We start from the raw sequence: 18,472 nt of genomic DNA, 5'->3' as shown, positions 1-18,472 counted from the left end.
TAAAGCTCACTCCCAAGGGAGTGAGCTTTTTGATGCTAACCGGAGGAGGGTTAACCATGAAAAATACGACCATTGCCGATGTTGCTACCGCAGCGGATGTTTCCGTTACGACAGTGTCCCGTTACCTTAACGGGAACTACCAAAAGATGAGCGCCGCCACCAAGCAACGCATCAAAGAAACCATTGCCACACTACATTACGCCCCAAAAGCATCTGCCCGTAAAATGCGTCAAGACCACAGTCAGCTCATTGGCGTGGTCGTTGGTGACATTGCCAACGTCTTCTCTTCTTTACTGTTTAAGGGAATTTACGACGTTTTGCAGCCTGCTGGTTATGATGTCTTATTAATGAATGCCAATAACACCGCCACTACAGAACACGGTGAATTAACCCGTCTGGCCGCACAACAGGTCGATGGCATCATTCTACAACCTAGTGCCGCCACAGCCGCGGCATACGCCGGGCTCACCATCCCAACCGTTATTGTCGATCGTCAGTTACCCAACAGTCCATTGGCACAGGTTCTTTCTAGCAATTTTGATGCAAGCTATCAGTTGGGACAGCACTTACGCGAACAAGGCTACCGCCGCCTAATCACCGTCGGTCGTGTCGTGGCTCCCCATACAGCTCAAACCGACCGGTTGACCGGACTCACTGCCACGGGATTATCAGTTATTCATTTGGATATGACAGGTCATGGGGCGCCTTGGCTCACCCAACAACTTCGTCAATACCGGCAGGCTCCTGACAAGCCCGTAATTATTTCTTTAATGGGGCCTCTATTATTTGAAATCCTTGCGAGCCTAAAAGCCGCACACCTACATTTTCCCGCCGATGTCGGACTGGTTAGTTTTGATGACTGGCAATGGTCCCAATATGTCAACGACGGTATTTATCTACTCCAGCAACAACCGGCATTGATGGGCCAATTAGCCGCCACAACGTTACTCCATCAGTTAACAACAACGTCAACGACTATGACTCAATACGTTCCCGTCGCCCCCGTTGTTAAACCATCACTTTAGCTAATTAAAAACGGGTCCTTTTTGAACAGTACGTTCTGAAGGGACCCGTTTCTCGTTTAAACTCATCGCAATAAATAACCGCCATCAACTGGCAACATGACCCCCGTCACATAGTCAGATGCCGCGCTGGCCAAAAAGACCATAGGCCCCATCAATTGATCTGGAACCCCCCATTGACCAGCTGGAATGTGACTCGCAATTTCCGGTCCCCGTACTGGATCTTCTTGGAGTGGCTTGGTCATATCAGTACTGATATACCCTGGCGCAATCCCATTAACTTGAATATTTTCGGGCGCCAGTGCATCGGCATACGCCTTAGTTAAGCCCATAACACCGTGCTTACTGGCGGTATAAGGAAAGATGTACTTACCGGCCCGATAGGATTGCATCGATCCAACATTAATAATCTTACCAGCATGCTGTTTCACCATCTCTTGGGCAGCGGCATGGGATAGGTAGTACAGGGCATTGAGGTTCAAATCAATCACCCGCCGCCAGTCCTCGTCCTTAAACGCCAGAACGTCATTGCGCAGTTGCATGCCAGCGTTATTGACCAAGATATCCAGGCGGCCAAACTGAGCGACTACCTGGGCGACAATGTCGGCCGCACAACCGGGTTTTGTAATGTCTTGCTGAAGGAATGCCACCCGCTGACCATTTGCCTCAATCGCTTGTTTGACGTCATCCCAGCCGGTCTTTGACTGACTGACAATGAAGATATCCGCGCCATATAACGATAATGCCAAAGAATAATACTTCCCGAGTCCCCGCGCACCACCGGTAATCAGCGCGACTTTCCCTGTTAACGAAAAACTTTGTCGATCAAATGCTGCCATCCTACCGCACTTCCTTTAATTAGTTTAGGTGTATCGATACACCTAAACTATAAACCGCGGGATGGTAACTGTCAACTTCGTCACTCACACGATTTATTTCGTTCCGGCGGCCCCAATTAATACCTTATGTATATATCCCTACTTTTATCGGCCAGCACGCTATTTTGTCCGCACTAACCCTTTAGCGAAATAGTAAATGCCGCCTACAAAAAGTAGCAAGCACACCCACCAAAATAAGCTAGCTACTCGAATTGGCATAATGTTCCAAATCATTAGAACCATAATCAGTAGGCCACTCCAGAAATCCAATGAGTGAATAAATCGACGGTTAAACTGCATAATATCCCCCTAAACTTTGTATCCACTGCGCATTACTGATTAATTGGTAAGCGCTTCTTCTTTCATTCTAGCACGTCACCCCGGCGTGCTGGAGAAAAGTTTGTCAGCACATCGCAATTACGCCAGCAAAAAAGCGGCTGGACTAGAGAGCCCAACCACTTTTTAACTTCTATTTCGTCATTTTAGGTAACCGTAACGCTAATAAGAAACCGACCAAGGCTAATCCAAACGTGAAATAAAACCCATAGTGGGCCCCGTTAACGAAAGCGCCAGCCGCTTGGTGGGCACCAGTAGCCAAGTAAGCGGCTTGCCCAATTCCCAACAGACTTGTCGCAATCGCCGTGGCAATCGCACCCACAATCTGCTGCAAAGTATTCATAATTGCACTGCCATCGGCCGCAATCGGTCCCGTTAACGCATTAAGACCGTGCGTTTGTGATGGGGACATTGCCAGTGGTGCTCCAATCATCAAGATGACGTGAGCCGCAATCACATACCAGATAGCCGTTTGGGTTGACGTCAACGCCAGCATTAATGCCCCGACCATTGAGATGATAAAGCCGAGACGGGCTGGCATCTGAGCCCCGACATGATCATATAACCGACCAGAAATAGCCGAGACGATCGCGTTCATCAGACCACCAGGAAACATAATCATCCCGGTTAAGGCCACGGGCAATAGCAGACCCTTTTGAATGTACATCGGTAATAAATACATTGCCGACAGAATAATCCCGAAGTTAATCATCACCAGACTCGCCCCAATACGGAAGCCCGGGATCGCAAACGCTCGTAGATTTAAAATTGGCTTATCAACATTCAACTGCCGATGGGTGTACCAAGCCAAGACCAAGATACCAACGACTAACGCGCCGATCACACTAACAGAACCCCAGCCTTGATCACTGGCGAGACTGACCCCCAGCACCAAGCTACCAAAACCCACGGTCGATAAAATAATTGATAAGAAGTCGACTTTAGGCCGCGTAACCTCCGCAATATTTTTCAATGACGTGATCGCAAAACCAAAGGCAATCACTAAAAATGGCACGAACAACCAAAAAATCCACCGCCATGAAGCAACACCTAAAACAATTCCGGCCAATGTTGGTCCCACAGCGGGGGCAAACATAATCACCAGGCCGACCATACCCATGGCCGCCCCTAATTTATACGGTGGAAAGATCTGCATGGCTACCGTAAACATTAACGGTAGAATTAATCCTGTCGCAATCCCTTGAATCATTCGGCCAAATAACAACACGCCAAAACCGGGTGCCGACGCCGAGATAATGGCGCCAACTGCGAAATCAATCAGGGCAAATAAAATCACTTGCCGTGTTGTAAACCATTTCGTAATCAAGCTAGACAGAGGTAAGACCACTCCGACCATTAACATATACCCCGTTACCAACCATTGAATGGTCGCCGTTGACACATTTAATTGCGCCATCAATTGTGGCAAAGCAATATTTAAAGAGGTTTCGGAAAACATCCCGACAAACCCACCAATCAGCATCCCCATCATCGCTAACATGGGGTGAGCAACTTGCACCCGCGCTTTTTTAGCCAACTCTGGCTGGCTACTTTGTACTGAATCCATTTGTTTTCACACTCACTTTCAGTTCAACACAATGGATTACTGTACCAGAAAAAATAATTTTTCGTAAGGATTATTTTTCAATAACTCTAAATTTGTGGTCAGTGGGCGGCTTTTATTGCCGCAATTCGCTGACGTAGATCCCGCAATCGCTGCTGGTCTAGCTCAGGGGCCATCATCGCTTGATCGTATTCAAACTGTAACCGGGGCAAATCAGATGCCGGTATGCCTTGCGCTGTCCGGTCTGGGTCGCGTAGCTGATGGTCTACTAACACTAGCGTCCGGGTTGCCACGTGGTTCCTAAAAACCTGATCGTGGGCCACAAACAAAACGGTGCCCGGATAGCCAACTAAATAATCCTCTAGTGCCTGAACTGCTGGTAAATCCAGATAGTTGGTGGGTTCATCCAAAATCAATAAGTTACTTGCACTAACTAGAATCGTTAACAATTGTACCTTGACCCGCTCGCCACCGCTCAGTTCGGCGATTGGCCGGTTGTAGAATCGGGCATTTAATCCAAATGCACCCATGACCTGCCTAGTCCGATTGCTGTCAAAAACTGTCGCTGCACTGATAACCTGCCAGACCGTTTGCGTTAGGGGCAACGCCGCCACCATATCCTGTTGAAAATAACCCACGCGTGCACTTGGGGCTAAGCGCGTCCCCACTTGGCCCGTCAAAATGGCCGTAATCAGCGTTGATTTACCACTCCCGTTCGGTCCTGCTAAGGCAATCCGTTCACCCGGGGTCACGCGAAAATTCACATCACTTAGCAACTCGTGTTTTTCCCGTTTTAGGTGCAGGTTACGGACCGTAATCAACTGCTTGCCAACCACTGGTGGCAAGTCGCTCGCCAATAATTTCATTGCCGCTGCTTCATGCGGCTTGACCGCCGTCGTCTGCCGGTCGGCGCGATCTTGAAAGACCCGGGCGCCCCGTTCCATCTTCGCGGCATTTTGCTCGCGTACAGACTTGGAGTCGGCCCGTTCACCAGCACTCATGCGATTACTGCCCCGCCGAATTTGGGCGGCCTTTTCATGCCGAGCTTGGGCCGCTTGTCTGAGCTTGCGTCGTTCAACTTGTTCCTGCCGATAGGCACTCTGGGCGGTCTGCCGTTGTTGCTCACGGACCGTATTGAAGGCAGCAAAATTGCCATTGAATTGCGTATAAACATGGTCGTCTAGTGACCAGATCGCGGTCGTCACAGCAGTTAGTAACTCCCGATCATGCGAAATTAACAGGAGCAAACCTGAATAATGGCGCAGCTGCTCTATCAACCACTGCTGATGATTGTCATCCAGATTGGCTGAGGGTTCATCCAAAATTAAAATAGCTGGCCGTTGTGCCAGTGCCCGCCGCACCCGCGCTAACATACTTTGACCACCAGATTGTCCATCCATGGGGGCCAATTGCGGCACCAAAACGACGTCAGCTGTAACGTTCCGTTGACCACTAAACTCATCGTCTTGCCCCGCAATAATCCGCGCCAGTGTCGTTTTTCCACCACCATTAGCGCCGATAATGCCCACGCAATCACCAGTTTGCGCGGTCAAACGATCGGCTGAGAATAGTCGACCATCCGCTAAATCCTTGATTAAATTCGTTAATTTTACTTGTGTCAAAAAATCGTCCCCTTTTAAAAAGCGGGATTGATCGCACAAAAAAAGACGCATTTCCCAATTGGAAATGGCGCCCTCTGCTTACCTATAGCAAACAGTCGGTGCACCATCAATCCCAAATTGCAGGCCCACTCCACCCCTTAAACGGGTGAAGCTGACAAACAGTTGTGGATTGATTAGTTGCGCATCGGCGGAATACCTCGTTCTTTCTTAAAGTAGCCACAGCATACCACAGCTTAAATCACTTTGGCAAGTCGTTAAAACTTAACAGCAATTTTGCTTAAATCCGTGTACACTAGAAGATATCAGTCTAGCAGAAAGTGGAGGAACCCCCATGCAACCCATTCGGATTTTATTTATCTCAATTGAAGGTAACACCCGCAATTTTGTCGAAAATCTCACGGCTTATGCTGCCAAGCAGCACGCCAGCCAACCGGAATTACCGGAAATCACCGCAACAGAAATCAGTGAAACCAGCGATTTAACGGATGAAACACAGCCATTCTTCTGCTTTGTCCCCACCTACCTAGATGGTGGCAATGGCATCGACAACGGCGTTAAGGAATTGATGACCAACGTCTTGGGTGAGTACATTGCTTATCACCACAATGCTCAGCAACTACTGGGTGTTGTGGGTAGTGGTAACCGTAACTTTAATGAGCAATACTGTCTCACTGCTAAGCGCTATGCCACGACTTTTGGGGTACCCTTTATCGCTGACTATGAGCTTCGTGGGGTTCCCAGAGATGAGACCCGGATCTACGACGCGCTGGTCAATCGCTTGAAGGAAGTGACTCCAGCCTCATGAATCCAACTTTAACGACCCTATTTAACCATCGCAGCATTCGCCAATTTACGCCAGAAAAGTTGACAACTGATGAAGTGGCAACATTAATTACCGCGGCCCAACATGCTGCTACCAGCACTTTTTCCCAACAATACAGCGTTATTAGCGTCACTGATCCTGCTAAACTAGCAGTCCTCGGTGATATCACCGGCCACCATTGGTTGGAAAAAGCCGGCCACTACTTTGTTATGGTCGCTGACCAATATCGTAATCAGCAGTTGGTCCCACCTACAGCCACTACAACCACGAATCTACACAGCTTAGACAAGCTACTGGCGGGCGTTTTCGATGCCGCAATTGCTACCGAGGCCATCGTCACGGCGGGAGAAAGTCTGAACTTAGGTAGTACCATCATGGGGAGTATTCTCAATGATGCCGCGCGGGTGATTGACCTGTTAGATTTACCAAAACTGACATTTCCGGTATTGGGACTAGCCATCGGCCACCCTACGGAACATCCCGAACAAAAACCCCGGCTCCCTCAAGACTTGATGCACTTCACCAATGGGTATCAAGCTCTGACAGCTGATAATGCACGACTAGCGGCGTATGACCAGGTCATCCACGATTACTACCAGCAACGGGGGACTCACCAGCGCGATGAAACATTTAGTCACCATATCGTGAGCGAAATGAGTCGTGATCCACAACAGCGAGCGGGTATCTTACAGGCATTGCAGCAACAAGGATTTTTAACCAAATAGCCTTCTATCCCCATCATAAAAACCGCTCTACGAAAAGCACATATTTTCGTAGAGCGGTTTTGTTGTGCAACTAACATCTCTAGTATTGCCCCAACTCATCAAGGTTAGTCATAGGATGATACGACTCTTTTGGCTGTGTAAATAATTCCTACTTTGTTAACGTTTGTTGATACTTTAAGGTTAAGTGTTCTAAGTCCGGTTCCACGGCATCTAAGTTGATTTGGGCGCGGTACTTCGGCGCAACCACCTGAGTAATGACCATCTGTAAATACTCCCGTAACACATTTTGCGTCACAACTTTATGTTGCGTCAGTACCCGCGGCTGCATCAATGCCGCCACGGTGGCTTCCATCTGGATCAAGAACAGTTCCGGCTGCAAGCTGGAATTAAAGGCCCCGTTGGTAACCCCGTTAGTCAAAAAATCTCGAACCTGGTGACACCAACTGGCATAACTCTCTTCAAATTGCTCTGAAAGTTCTTCATCAGCTTGCGCAAGATCACGGCGAAACTTTTGTGAACTGGAGGCAATCAAATTGGCCAAGTTTAAGATGACCTGCGGAAAATTTGTAACACTAGTTTTTGCATCCACCGATTGCGGCACGGATCGCGTTGCCATGAACTCTAGGTATCTGGCAACCACATCCGTCATTATGGCCGTCTTGGATGAGTAATACTGATACATTTTCGTTCGGCTAACGCCCATTAATTTAGCGATTTTTTCCATTTTTAAATCTGCAAACCCATTTTGGACAATAGTTTGGGTAATTCTTCTAATCATTTGTTGCCGCCGTTCATTCTCAGTAGCCATAGGAAGCTCCTTTCCCGTTATCGAAGTTAAAAACAGTATACAATTTTTATTTTAAAAAATCAAAGTGAACAAAAAGAGTTTTTTTTGTTTACTTTGTTCAGAATGGGTGCTATAGTGTTCCTCGTTGGTTACGACTTGAAAAATAACGAAGGGAAGCCTAGTCTATGACTGAAACAAGACGCCGGATCATTACATTTGGCTTATTACTGGCAAATATCATGGCCGGATTTGAAGGCACAATCATCTCAACAGCGATGCCGACCATTGTGGCCGATTTACACGGTCTATCATTAATGAATTGGGGATTTACCATATACTTTTTATTCAATGCGATTGGTACGCCCATTTGGGGACGCGTTGCCGACATTATCGGCCGCAAAAGAAGTTTCCTTTTTGGAACTGCCATCTTCGTCATTGGCTCGTTGCTTGAAGGCCTAGCAACCAATATGATCTGGTTAATCATTGCGCGTGGCATTATGGGAATTGGTGCCGGTGGCATGTTGGCGATTCCTTTCATTATCTTTTCTGAAATTTATCCCGTAGATCAACGGGCAAGTGTATTTGGCTTTACCGCTGCATTTGGCGGTATTTCCGCAGTATGTGGCCCGCTCCTGGGTGGTTGGATTATCGATGTGTTGAATTGGCATTGGGTGTTCTTCATTAACATTCCTATCGGCATTATTTCCATTCTGATTGTCTACTTTGCTTTCCGCGAAGAATCAAAAGAGCGGCACGCTAAGATCGATGTTTGGGGAAGCCTCAGCTTATCAATCGTCATTTTGGCCTTTTTACTAGGGATCCAATTAATCGGACAATCCCATACGCCGGTCATCTGGGCAATCGCCTTTCTTCTAGTCGCTATTGTCTTTGGCTTTTTATTTGTGCGGATCGAGCGAAACACTCATGACCCACTTATTCCTTTACATCTGTTTAAAAATAAAGACATGTTATTGTGGGACCTGATGGCCTTTGTTGGTATGGGATTTTATATTTCCTTTAGTGTCTATATCCCAATGTGGGCTCAAGGAATCTTATTAACTAGTGCGTTGGCCGGTGGTGCAACACAAATTCCTACAGCGGGACTGTGGTATAGCGGCTCCCGGTTTGGTAGCTACCTGTCAAAAAAGCGGAATCATCATTTGACGGCTGTACTGGCACTATCATTTGCTCTCATTGGCACGCTGGTCCTACTTGCTTTAGGCATGACTCCCAACTATGCTTTCTTCATCATTGTTGGTGCGCTATTGGGAATCGCACTGGGAATGTTACTAACAACTTCACAAGTTGGGGTTAGCGAGGCCGTCACCAGTAACGATTTAGCGGTGGCAACAACACTCAATCGGTTGTTTAATACCCTCGGACAGACCATCATGACGGCAATATATGGCCTAGTGTTCAATATTGTTGTCAATCATCAGGCTACAAAATTAGGGTTGCCATCTGCCAAGATTAGCGGATTAACCAATTCCGCGGTGACGAGTGACTCTAAGGCACAATTGTTAATCATGCATCACGTGCTCTTTGCTGGCATAAAGAGTGTCCTTATCGTTGCGTTTGTTTTATTGTTAGTGGCCTTAATTCTTGAGATCGGCAATATCTATTTGACGAGAATTAAAAAACAGTCGGTCCAATAATTGACGCATCTTGTGCTTCAAGACCTAACATTATCCATCAACTGGGAACCCCGATTTTTGATAAGATCAGCGTTCTTCATCATCTTTTAAAGGAGATCTAAAAATGAAATTAGCTATTATTGGTGCAACCGGTAAAACTGGAAATGCTGTTTTAGAAGTTGCCCGTACCCGAAAAATCACGGTTACCGCTGTCGTCCGTAACGCCGCCAAATTAACAGAACCTGTTTCAGTAATTGAAAAAGACATTTTTGCTTTAACCCCGGCTGACCTACAAGGCTTCGATGTGGTTATCTGTGCCTTTGCTTCTTCCAAAAAGAGTGACTACCCCCGGGTTAACCAACATCTTGTCGAGATACTAACTGGAACCGATACCCGTTTAATCGTGGTAGGCTCTGGTGCGACTCTGTTCACAGACGAAACGCGACAGAAAACAGTTGGCGATGAGTTGCCATTAATTATGCGTAATTCCAGCCGCAAGCATCTGCAGGCTCGTCAGATTCTACAGGCTAGCCGGTTAAACTGGACTTATATGGCGCCACCTATGAATTACGTGCCTGATGGTAACGCAACCGGATCATATCAAGTTGGACACGATGTCTTACTCTACGATCGTCATGGCGATTCAACCATCAGTTACGCCGATATGGCCTTGGCGTTGGTCGATGAGGTTGAACACCCTCAAAATGAACGCCAACTTATGACCGTTGCTTGGAAATAAAAAAGTTACCTAAAAAGAGACGCTAGCAGCCGGCGATAATCGCCGACGTCTAGCGTCCCTTTCTTATATCATCAAAACCAAATTTAAAGACTACTCGCCAGCCGCGATCTTTGCCACGTGATGTTCATGAATGGCAATGTAGCACAGTAACAGCAAAGCTAAACCAGCTGCCGTGTAAAGCACCGTGTTGCTGGCAATCCAGCCAAATTTTGCTACCAAAATTCCGATTAAAGCCGTTGCCAACGTTTCACCGAAGATATACTGGAAGAAACCCATGAAGCCTGTCGACGACCCCACCGCGAACTTTGGCACAGACTCATTGACCATCAGACCCACCAAAGTTAGAGGCGCGTAAATCAAGCTACCCATGATGAGTAATACAATAATAATCGCTAGATGACTGGTGCTAAAGAAGTACGTCGTGAGACAGATCAGTAACCCGATCACACACCCGATACAAACGATCGCCCGCCGATCTTTCAGTAAATCAGAAATGGCCCCCATCAAGATAACGCCTGGAACTGCGGCCAATTCAAAGATACCAACTAACCATTTAGCCGTTCCCGGATCAAAGCCTTTGAATTGCGTCAGGTAACTCGGAATCCAACTCATAATGCCGTAACGGACTAAATATAATGACATCGACGTCAACGTGATAGCCCAGACAACCTTGTTGGTCAAAATGTACCGGACGAAAATCTGCCACAAAGAGAGATCAGTTAATTCGGCCCTCGTGGCCTGACCATCATCTAAAACGACTTCGTCACCGGTGTACTCGCCGATGCTAGGTAACCCCACCGTTGCCGGACGATCGGCGCCCGCTAAGACAATGAAGATGGCAATGACAATCGAGACAACCGATGCCGTGTAGAAGACGGCCGCAATTGAATGCGTAAACATCAACGTGGCGATTTGGACCACGGCCACACAGGCAAAAGCACCGGCATTATGCGCTGAAGACCAGACGGCATAGACGGTTCCCCGCCACTTTTTCCCCCACCATAGCTGTACGGTTCGCTGACAGGCCGCCGCACCCATGCCTTGGGCCACCGACATGACCAACATGAGGAGCATCATCACGTAGAGGTTACGCGTGGAGCCCAAGCCAAAGTTCAGGATGGCGGAAATGAAGAGACCGGTGGCCAAATACCACTTCGGATTACTCTTATCACTCAGTGCCCCCATGAACAGCTTGGAAATCCCGTAACCAATCCCAAAACAAGACATAACCAACCCAATATCTGCGGTGGTAAACCCATACGCCTTCATGATGTCATTTTGCTCGGTTGTAAAAATCAAACGAATAATATAATAGCCAATATAACCGATACAAATCGACAACAAAACACCTGTCTGCCGCAAACGATAAGTCCCCACAACTTTTTCAGCAGGAACTTTCACCTTAGCATCTGGTGCGGGCTTCAGAAATGAAAACATAAGCTCATCTCCTATGTAACAAATTGGTAAATCCTTGATACACTTTTAATGTACCGCAAGGTTGATTTGACGTCAATGTAAACCCTTACATTTTAAAATAATTTTGTTCATTAAACTAAAAAATGGACCAACCATTTTCAGGTTGATCCATTTTAATTTATTTTTTAACCCGTGTCAGGTTGTGGTGATTACGGAGCATAACTGCCGCTAAAGCCGCTAGCATAAGGCCCGTAACGGACCAGAACAGTAACTGATAGCTTCCATACTCAATGATTAACCCGCCGTATAATGGGCCCACCGCCCGACCAAAAGAAATTGCCATGTTATAAATACCTTGAAATTTCCCTTTGTCGTTGTCTCCAGCAAGACCATCAATCCAGGCCGGAATTCCAGGGAACCCCGTCATTTCACCAACCGTCAGAATAACCATAGTCACCACAAACATGGTGTAATCTCTAGCAAAGACCAGGAGTAAGAACGATAGAATAAAAATAAGCGTCCCCACCGCAATCTGTGAACTCATTTTAAAGTACGTCCCAATCCGATTAGCCAAGGGCTGACCGAAGACGATCAGGAGTCCATTTAGGGTCCACAACAGACTGTACTTTTCAAAGGAAATTCCGAGGTTCGTCATGTGGACCGAGATCACACTTTCCCATAAGGAGTAACTCAAGTAAAGGCAAAAGACCATCGCCGCAATCAACCAAATGAGCTGTAATTGAGCCGGCTTGGCCGGGCCCTTGACGTGTTGATGGGTCTTGGTCTGAATGTCCATGCGGAAGTCCACCACGAAAATCACTAACAAAGCCGCATAGCTTAGACTAGCTACCATAAAGACCAATTGAACCCCATGATCCATCAGCATCCCAACCATCAGAGTCCCAACAACTACCCCCAGGTTCATACCAATATACAGCCAGTTGAAGACCCGCCGACTACTAATTTCTTTAATATTTGCCGCAAAAGAATTGACGACAGTCATCACAATCCCATCACCAAGACCGATGAACAGGAGCATAATCCCAAAGATCGGCCACCCATGAAAAACAATTAAGGTGAGCATCGGAATAAAGGAACATAACGTCCCGACAAGTGCTGACTTAAACGGTGACCAATTATCAAAGAGCCATCCGCCAAGCCAGTTCCCAACAATCATACATAACGACATCCCTAACAGCGCCACCCCAGCCAATGCTAACGTCTGGTGAAGCTGATTGTGCATATAAACAGTCGTCAACGGCCACATACACGCGGCAGCCGCGTTAAGTAGCAAGGTCGCTGACAGAATCCCCACTAAACTGACCTCTTTTTTGGTTTTCCACATTTACTGTCCCTCACTTATTTTGAACTTCTAGCTTCATTGTCGCATATTTCACTAAAAACCGAAACTCTTAACAGCTACGATCATTGTTAAACTGCCATTTTGAGCGAAGTGGCTAGTCGATTCGTGAAGATCCAGTAGTTGGTCAGCCCCGGCAGTTAGCTGATACGTATAAGTGTAACCAAATAAAAACGATCATCCCTTCCTAACCGGTTGGCATGATCGTTTCGCTTTGATGATAATTAATTCTAATTAAGCCTTAGTGAATGCCCACTTAGCAGCAGGAGCAACGCCGGCCTTGGTTGAGATAACCTGGTTCTTACTGTTGACCACCTTGAACTTCTTAGCAGACGTGAAGCGTAGATACATCGTTTGCTTCGTCTTAGAACCCTTTGGTGTGTAAGTAATCTTCCAGAAGGTTGGCGTCTTAGCAGATACACTATACTTCGCGTAAGAAACCAAAGTCTTGACCTTCTTACCATTCTTGTACAGGTATTCATTCAGACCGGTCTTTTGGCTGAAGACCCACTTTTGTGAGTACTTGTTGGCCGTGTTAGACGTCCACGTCCCAGTTGGCGTCTTTACAGAAAAGCTGGCCGCACTAGTCTTTGAAGAAGTCGTCGACTTTTTCGTGGTTGTTTTCTTAGTAGTCGTCTTCTTTGTTGACGTGCTCTTAGTCGTTGCCGCCTTCGTTGAAGCCGCTTGGACCCGGATAATCCGGTAGAAATAAGCCTTCGTCTTCGAATTGGTAGCGTAGACGTAAACGTTAGCGTTCTTCTTTAACTTCTTGGATAGCTTAATACTGTACTTACCCGTGGTCTTAGAAGCCGTACCACTGGCAAGGTTCGTCTTGGCATTCTTTGTCGCCTTAACGGTAATCTTGGACCCCTTAGTCGCCGTTCCAGCAACCTTCGTGGACGTGGTGTAAATCGCGTTAACCTTTAAGCTTGGGCTGACGTACGTTGACTTCGTTGCGGCATGTGCCGTGGTAACTGCAGTAGCTGGGACCGTTGCGCCAACAGTGGCTAACGTGACTAACCCAGTCAAAGCAACCATAAATTTCTTCATTATTCCTGACCCCTTAGTCTACCGGCAGTAACCCACCGGCACTTATTTTTTTAACCGATTGTTAGTATAACAGATTTTTTACAGAATCGTGACATAATCTCGCGGAGTTTAGGCTTTTTTAATCTGGCTTAACTTTAATTTAACGCCAGCGTTTTACTGAGCCAAAATGTTTGCACCACCTGAGTAAAAAGACTAACTTAATGTTAGCATTTTAATTCTTACGAAGGTGGTATTTCAGCATGGAAAAAACATTTACATTTGATTCCGATTTAACGGTCAATCGCCTAGGCTATGGGACGATGCAACTCACTGGTGACGGCGTTTGGGGACCAGTTGCTGACCCAGATAATGCCGTTAAAGTGATTGAAACGGCGATTGATCACGGCGTTAACTTCATTGATACTGCCGATGCTTACGGGCCCTTTTATGCTAACCTCTACTTGCGAGATGCCTTGAAGAATCGCCCGGACAATCACGTGATGGTTGCCACCAAAGTTGGTAACACCCGGCAAGGACCAGATGTCTGGACACCAGTTGGCGTTCCTGCCTACCTTCGACAACAAGTTGAAATGAATTTATTTACGCTGGGTTTGGATCACATCGATCTCTTACAACTTCATCGGGTTGATCCGAATGTTCCGTTGGCCGACCAGATTGGCGTTCTAAAAGACATGCAAGACGAGGGTAAGATCAAGCACATTGGCTTGAGTCAGGTCTCTGTTGACCAGCTCAAAGAAGCTACGGCCATCGCTCCCATTGTTTCAGTTCAAAACATGTATAATCTCAGCAATCGGCAAGACGAGGACGTCTTAGATTACGCAGATGCCCATCACATTGCTTTCATTCCATGGTTCCCACTAGCTACTGGTGAACTGATCAAAGACGCTACGCTGACGAACATTGCGCAAAAATACAACGCTTCGCCCGCACAGATCGCGTTAGCCTGGTTGCTAAAACGTTCTGACGTTATTCTGCCAATTCCAGGCACTAAGTCTAGTGACCACGAATTGCAAAATATTCAGGCCCAAGACATTGACCTGAGTCAGGCGGACTTTGACGCGTTGAAGGCCTTAGCCAAGTAACATCTGCTTATTAGTAAAAGAGAGATCAAGCACGGTTTGTGCTTGGTCTCTTTTTATTTTGGCTCTATTCGATTGAAGAAAATCGAGCACGCCCCTTTAGACTAGAGTCCCAACATCTTCTTAAATCGCTTCTCATTACGCTGACTGTGTATCGGCACCATGAAGCGTGTGGTGTATTTGGCTAAAATTCCTTGTTTATAAATCGATTTAGGATTGCTGAAGGTTTCAAAACCAACCTTGCCACCTTTATAACGCCCCATGCCAGAGTACCCGACGCCGCCAAATCCCATTTCGTGAGAACCCGCGTGTAAAGCGAGCTCATTGATATCAACGCCGCCAGACGAGGTGTGCCGAATAACCCGGTCTAATTGTGCCTTATTTTTGCCAAACACATACATGGCCAATGACTTTTCGTGGGTATTTATGAACGCAATGGCCTCATCTAACGTTTCATAAGTGAAAATTGACAAAATCGGGCCAAAGATTTCATTTTTAGCAATCTGTAAATCTGGGTCGGGATTAATGGCTAACGTCAACGGAATCAATCGCTTGGTGGCATCGGGTACCGCATCGTGGTTCGGATTAATGGTCAGTAATTGTGTCCCGCGCTGTTGTGCTTCTGCTAACATCCCCGTAATTCGCTTATAAGCCGCATCATTAATGATCGCTGAATATTCTGGATTATCGCTATATGTGGGAAATGCCTGTTCTAACTGCTCTACAATCAAGTGAATATAATCCGTCAACTGGTTAGCCGGAACCATCGCGTAGTCAACATCTAAACAGATTTGACCACTATTGCCCGATCGTCCCCGTGCAATTTTTTCTGCTGCCAGTTGTTGATTGGCGTCCGGTAAAACAACCGCTGGATTCTTCCCGCCTAATTCCAATACCACTGGTGTCAAATTAGGCGCGGCGGCAGCTAAAATCTTTTTCCCAGTTTCTGACCCCCCAGTGAAAACAAATTTATCCCAATTCAAGGCTGAAAAATGGACCGACACATCTGCTTCACCAGTAATGACAGCAAACGTGGTCTCGCTAACGTACTTTTTTGCCAATTTTTGTAATAAAGCTGCCGCCTTGGGCGTGTACTCAGATATTTTAACCATCACTCGGTTTCCCGCCGCAATGGCTTCAATGGCTGGGTCAAGTGCCAGGTCGATCGGTGCATTAAAGGGTGACATGATCCCCACCACGCCTAATGGCTCATTATAGACATATTCCCGACCCCCACTAAGTCCCATCAGACCTAATCGCTTTTTGTCAGGCTTCATCCATTTACGCAAATGCTTTCTGGTATAGGCAATAGTGGTTAAGGGGCCCGTTAGATCTGCCCCAATAATTTGTAATGGATCACGCTGATCAAAATCGGCTTGCAAGGCCTCAACAAAAGCATTTAGATTCTCTCGTAACAGTCGTTCAAGTTGATCCAGCGTTGTTAATCGGGTCGCTAAGCTCATAGGTTGTGCGCGATTGTACTGTTGCCGTTGGTCCTCAAAAATTTTAGTCATTTCTACATTAGTGGTCATTTATTTTTTCTCCTTTTTTAATCGAATGTTCGTTTAATCATAACGATAAAAAATAACCCGTTGCCCGGTTTATTCTTTTAATAACGCGTGCATACACATATCAATAACTTGCTCAATTGAAATGGTTTGGGCCGCCAACTGATTGGTTTTACGTGCTTTAACATATAAAACAATAGGTGCGTAAGCAAAGCCTAAGATCACGGCGGCTGAGTCCGTTACAAATTGTGGCGCATGACTAGTGGCTTCAAATAACCGTTCGAAGCCTCGGTATGACTCCGCTTGACTAATCTGTAAATTATTTCGAACTGGAGAACTGTTAAATTGTTCGATAATCATTAGGGCTTCATAATGTTGCATGCCAAATTCATACAGTGCCCGCATAAATTGCTGCGCAAAGATAACTGGATTATCAGTTGTCGCTTCAATATTTTTCAGTAAAAAAGTGGCTAACATTTCTTTTTTTGCTAAATAAACTTGTTTCAACACATCTTCCTTATCCGTAAAGTACACGTAAATCGTTGATGAAGAAATGCCACTTGCTTTAGCAATCTTGGACATTGAAACTGCCGCAATTCCCTCGTTTAAAATAATATTACTGACCTCATCAATAATACTCGTTTGTTTTGCCGTATCTTTTTCTCGCATGATTGGCTCCTTTTAAAAGATCGATCGTTCGATTATTAATATAACGCGAGCCATTAACTTTGTCAACCACCAGCACTTTATTTCTTGACAGCTAGCCTCATTTATACGGTCCCCGTGCCTGAATATCCGATAGACTCCTCGATAAGTTCATCTCACGCCGATCCTTGTTTTGATAATGTCCTCATGCAAAATCAATCAACACCTGTATCCCATCACCATGGCCTGCTAGTACTTGGGTGGTCTGCTCTATCAACTATCTTTCCATAAAAAGTCTATTTTGATTTAAGCGCAGCATTACAATCATTTTTGAAACGCCTCCGTTCACCCTCACATATGTGGGGAATACGCTGCATAATGGATAGGCTTAAGCACTGACTTAGGATCACCCCCACACATGTGGGGAATACACTATTCGGGAATCGGTGTGATATAATCCACGAGGATCACCCCCACACATGTGGGGAATACACTAAAGAATCCTTGATATACCAGCATTTTCGTTTAGAGAAAACAGCAAATTTTATCACTTTGACTATTAAAGCATACCCTACTCATATTTGATTAACAATCATCTATCCAACTGGAATTTGTGGCCTTACTTTTGTAAGTAATTTCGACTTAGATTGCTAGTAACGATCCAGGTGCTTAATCTACGTAGCCAGGCCGCCAAATCACTAGCCTGTTCCAAAGTATCGTGACTACCTTTTGATACAATCAAAGGATAGAAGACTATATAATACAATAAAACGTAGCCGCTACTCCGTTCACCGCGGCTAACAACTACGCTTTTATATCTTGTACTTTTTAGCTCATCTCGCGTCGATCTTTTTCTCGATAATACTCGCGCGCAAAGTCGACCAGCGTCCGCATCCCTATCGCCCTGGCCTGATGGTGCTGCCCCAGCGGCTGTTGGACGACCTGCTCCGGATGGGCTTGGCAAAAGGCCGCTCCCATCACATTAAAATCATCATATGGTTCCAACTCAACCATTTGATAAGACCGCCACTGGGGCTTACCCGCCACGCTAATGGGCGCCTGTTCCTCGAAAACCGGACGGCCAATGATCGATTCTGCTAAATGAATCGCCGTAGCCGTTTCAAAGTCAGTGCCTAGACACACGACCTTGGCATTCAGGTCATAAAGCTTTTGCAAAGGCCCTTGCGCACCAAAAGGCAAATCTAACGTCGGTGTCGCACAGATTTGCGCCGCATTCCGGCCCCAAGCCGTCATTGAACAGGTTGGGTGCCCACTGCGTTGCGT

16 protein-coding genes are annotated in these 18,472 nt (G+C 46.3%); 6 read left to right on the top strand and 10 right to left on the bottom strand.

Going from position 1 to position 18,472, the window contains the following annotated elements; all coding sequences use genetic code 11:
- Nucleotides 1-56 precede the first annotated feature (56 nt).
- Nucleotides 57-1,025 (top strand): LacI family DNA-binding transcriptional regulator, encoded by a 969-nt coding sequence (locus FC61_RS08150; protein ID WP_035465071.1) that lies wholly within the window; start codon nucleotides 57-59, stop codon nucleotides 1,023-1,025.
- 62 nt (nucleotides 1,026-1,087) lie between these two features.
- Here the strand turns inward: FC61_RS08150 and FC61_RS08145 are convergent, their stop codons facing one another.
- The 3 genes from FC61_RS08145 to FC61_RS08130 all read right to left on the bottom strand — a co-directional run bounded on the left by FC61_RS08145 (nucleotide 1,088) and on the right by FC61_RS08130 (nucleotide 5,422).
- Nucleotides 1,088-1,861, bottom strand: a complete 774-nt coding sequence (locus tag FC61_RS08145; RefSeq protein ID WP_021742816.1) for an SDR family NAD(P)-dependent oxidoreductase — start codon at nucleotides 1,859-1,861, stop codon at nucleotides 1,088-1,090.
- A gap of 508 nt (nucleotides 1,862-2,369) precedes the next feature.
- Entirely contained in the window at nucleotides 2,370-3,803 is a 1,434-nt protein-coding gene (locus FC61_RS08135; RefSeq protein ID WP_021742818.1) for a DHA2 family efflux MFS transporter permease subunit, read from the bottom strand.
- A 98-nt stretch (nucleotides 3,804-3,901) separates the two neighbouring features.
- Entirely contained in the window at nucleotides 3,902-5,422 is a 1,521-nt protein-coding gene (locus FC61_RS08130) for an ABC-F family ATP-binding cassette domain-containing protein (RefSeq protein WP_035465073.1), read from the bottom strand.
- 331 nt (nucleotides 5,423-5,753) lie between these two features.
- On the opposite strand from FC61_RS08130, the gene nrdI reads away from it, so the two are divergent.
- Both nrdI and FC61_RS08120 read left to right on the top strand, forming a co-directional pair.
- Nucleotides 5,754-6,227 (top strand): class Ib ribonucleoside-diphosphate reductase assembly flavoprotein NrdI, encoded by a 474-nt coding sequence (nrdI, locus tag FC61_RS08125; protein ID WP_021742820.1) that lies wholly within the window; start codon nucleotides 5,754-5,756, stop codon nucleotides 6,225-6,227.
- Nucleotides 6,224-6,970, top strand: a complete 747-nt coding sequence (locus FC61_RS08120; RefSeq protein WP_021742821.1) for a nitroreductase family protein — start codon at nucleotides 6,224-6,226, stop codon at nucleotides 6,968-6,970. Before nrdI ends, FC61_RS08120 begins: the two co-directional genes overlap by 4 nt.
- A gap of 148 nt (nucleotides 6,971-7,118) precedes the next feature.
- On the opposite strand, the gene FC61_RS08115 is transcribed toward FC61_RS08120, so the two are convergent.
- The gene (locus tag FC61_RS08115; protein WP_021742822.1) at nucleotides 7,119-7,778 is read right to left on the bottom strand and encodes a TetR/AcrR family transcriptional regulator; all 660 of its coding nucleotides are present in this window, start codon (nucleotides 7,776-7,778) and stop codon (nucleotides 7,119-7,121) included.
- A 164-nt stretch (nucleotides 7,779-7,942) separates the two neighbouring features.
- Between FC61_RS08115 and FC61_RS08110 the strand changes: the two genes are divergently transcribed.
- Nucleotides 7,943-9,412: an MFS transporter gene (locus FC61_RS08110; protein ID WP_021742823.1), complete on the top strand. Its 1,470-nt coding sequence runs from the start codon at nucleotides 7,943-7,945 to the stop codon at nucleotides 9,410-9,412.
- Between the two features lie 103 nt (nucleotides 9,413-9,515).
- Entirely contained in the window at nucleotides 9,516-10,130 is a 615-nt protein-coding gene (locus tag FC61_RS08105; RefSeq protein WP_021742824.1) for an NAD(P)-dependent oxidoreductase, read from the top strand.
- A gap of 90 nt (nucleotides 10,131-10,220) precedes the next feature.
- Here FC61_RS08105 and FC61_RS08100 read toward each other — a convergent pair whose 3' ends face one another.
- The 3 genes from FC61_RS08100 to FC61_RS08090 form a co-directional block, all read right to left on the bottom strand.
- Nucleotides 10,221-11,567, bottom strand: coding sequence for an MFS transporter (locus FC61_RS08100; protein ID WP_024525962.1), 1,347 nt, complete (start codon nucleotides 11,565-11,567; stop codon nucleotides 10,221-10,223).
- A 157-nt stretch (nucleotides 11,568-11,724) separates the two neighbouring features.
- The gene (locus tag FC61_RS08095) at nucleotides 11,725-12,891 is read right to left on the bottom strand and encodes an MDR family MFS transporter (protein ID WP_021741890.1); all 1,167 of its coding nucleotides are present in this window, start codon (nucleotides 12,889-12,891) and stop codon (nucleotides 11,725-11,727) included.
- Nucleotides 12,892-13,140: 249 nt separating this feature from the next.
- Nucleotides 13,141-13,956 (bottom strand): Ig-like domain-containing protein, encoded by an 816-nt coding sequence (locus FC61_RS08090; protein ID WP_021741891.1) that lies wholly within the window; start codon nucleotides 13,954-13,956, stop codon nucleotides 13,141-13,143.
- A gap of 239 nt (nucleotides 13,957-14,195) precedes the next feature.
- Here FC61_RS08090 and FC61_RS08085 point away from each other — a divergent pair, with 239 nt between their 5' ends.
- Nucleotides 14,196-15,038, top strand: coding sequence for an aldo/keto reductase (locus FC61_RS08085; protein WP_021741892.1), 843 nt, complete (start codon nucleotides 14,196-14,198; stop codon nucleotides 15,036-15,038).
- 101 nt (nucleotides 15,039-15,139) lie between these two features.
- Here FC61_RS08085 and FC61_RS08080 read toward each other — a convergent pair whose 3' ends face one another.
- The 3 genes from FC61_RS08080 to FC61_RS08070 all read right to left on the bottom strand — a co-directional run.
- The gene (locus tag FC61_RS08080; protein WP_021741893.1) at nucleotides 15,140-16,567 is read right to left on the bottom strand and encodes an aldehyde dehydrogenase family protein; all 1,428 of its coding nucleotides are present in this window, start codon (nucleotides 16,565-16,567) and stop codon (nucleotides 15,140-15,142) included.
- 69 nt (nucleotides 16,568-16,636) lie between these two features.
- Nucleotides 16,637-17,212, bottom strand: coding sequence for a TetR/AcrR family transcriptional regulator (locus FC61_RS08075; RefSeq protein ID WP_021741894.1), 576 nt, complete (start codon nucleotides 17,210-17,212; stop codon nucleotides 16,637-16,639).
- 804 nt (nucleotides 17,213-18,016) lie between these two features.
- Nucleotides 18,017-18,472 (bottom strand): AAC(3) family N-acetyltransferase (locus FC61_RS08070; RefSeq protein WP_162251071.1); only part of this gene is annotated, 456 nt, incomplete at its 5' end.

The sequence above is a fragment of the Levilactobacillus brevis ATCC 14869 = DSM 20054 genome, assembly GCF_001433855.1.
In the GTDB taxonomy this organism is placed as follows: domain Bacteria; phylum Bacillota; class Bacilli; order Lactobacillales; family Lactobacillaceae; genus Levilactobacillus; species Levilactobacillus brevis.
This window is presented reverse-complemented; position numbering and strand designations above follow the sequence as displayed.

Coding starts and splice junctions, on each gene's coding strand:
- FC61_RS08150 (WP_035465071.1), top strand. CDS start 57: ATGAAAAATACGACCATTGCCGATGTTGCTACCGCAGCGGATGTTTCC.
- FC61_RS08145 (WP_021742816.1), bottom strand. CDS start 1,861: ATGGCAGCATTTGATCGACAAAGTTTTTCGTTAACAGGGAAAGTCGCG.
- FC61_RS08135 (WP_021742818.1), bottom strand. CDS start 3,803: ATGGATTCAGTACAAAGTAGCCAGCCAGAGTTGGCTAAAAAAGCGCGG.
- nrdI (WP_021742820.1), top strand. CDS start 5,754: ATGCAACCCATTCGGATTTTATTTATCTCAATTGAAGGTAACACCCGC.
- FC61_RS08120 (WP_021742821.1), top strand. CDS start 6,224: ATGAATCCAACTTTAACGACCCTATTTAACCATCGCAGCATTCGCCAA.
- FC61_RS08115 (WP_021742822.1), bottom strand. CDS start 7,778: ATGGCTACTGAGAATGAACGGCGGCAACAAATGATTAGAAGAATTACC.
- FC61_RS08110 (WP_021742823.1), top strand. CDS start 7,943: ATGACTGAAACAAGACGCCGGATCATTACATTTGGCTTATTACTGGCA.
- FC61_RS08105 (WP_021742824.1), top strand. CDS start 9,516: ATGAAATTAGCTATTATTGGTGCAACCGGTAAAACTGGAAATGCTGTT.
- FC61_RS08100 (WP_024525962.1), bottom strand. CDS start 11,567: ATGTTTTCATTTCTGAAGCCCGCACCAGATGCTAAGGTGAAAGTTCCT.
- FC61_RS08095 (WP_021741890.1), bottom strand. CDS start 12,891: ATGTGGAAAACCAAAAAAGAGGTCAGTTTAGTGGGGATTCTGTCAGCG.
- FC61_RS08090 (WP_021741891.1), bottom strand. CDS start 13,956: ATGAAGAAATTTATGGTTGCTTTGACTGGGTTAGTCACGTTAGCCACT.
- FC61_RS08085 (WP_021741892.1), top strand. CDS start 14,196: ATGGAAAAAACATTTACATTTGATTCCGATTTAACGGTCAATCGCCTA.
- FC61_RS08080 (WP_021741893.1), bottom strand. CDS start 16,567: ATGACCACTAATGTAGAAATGACTAAAATTTTTGAGGACCAACGGCAA.
- FC61_RS08075 (WP_021741894.1), bottom strand. CDS start 17,212: ATGCGAGAAAAAGATACGGCAAAACAAACGAGTATTATTGATGAGGTC.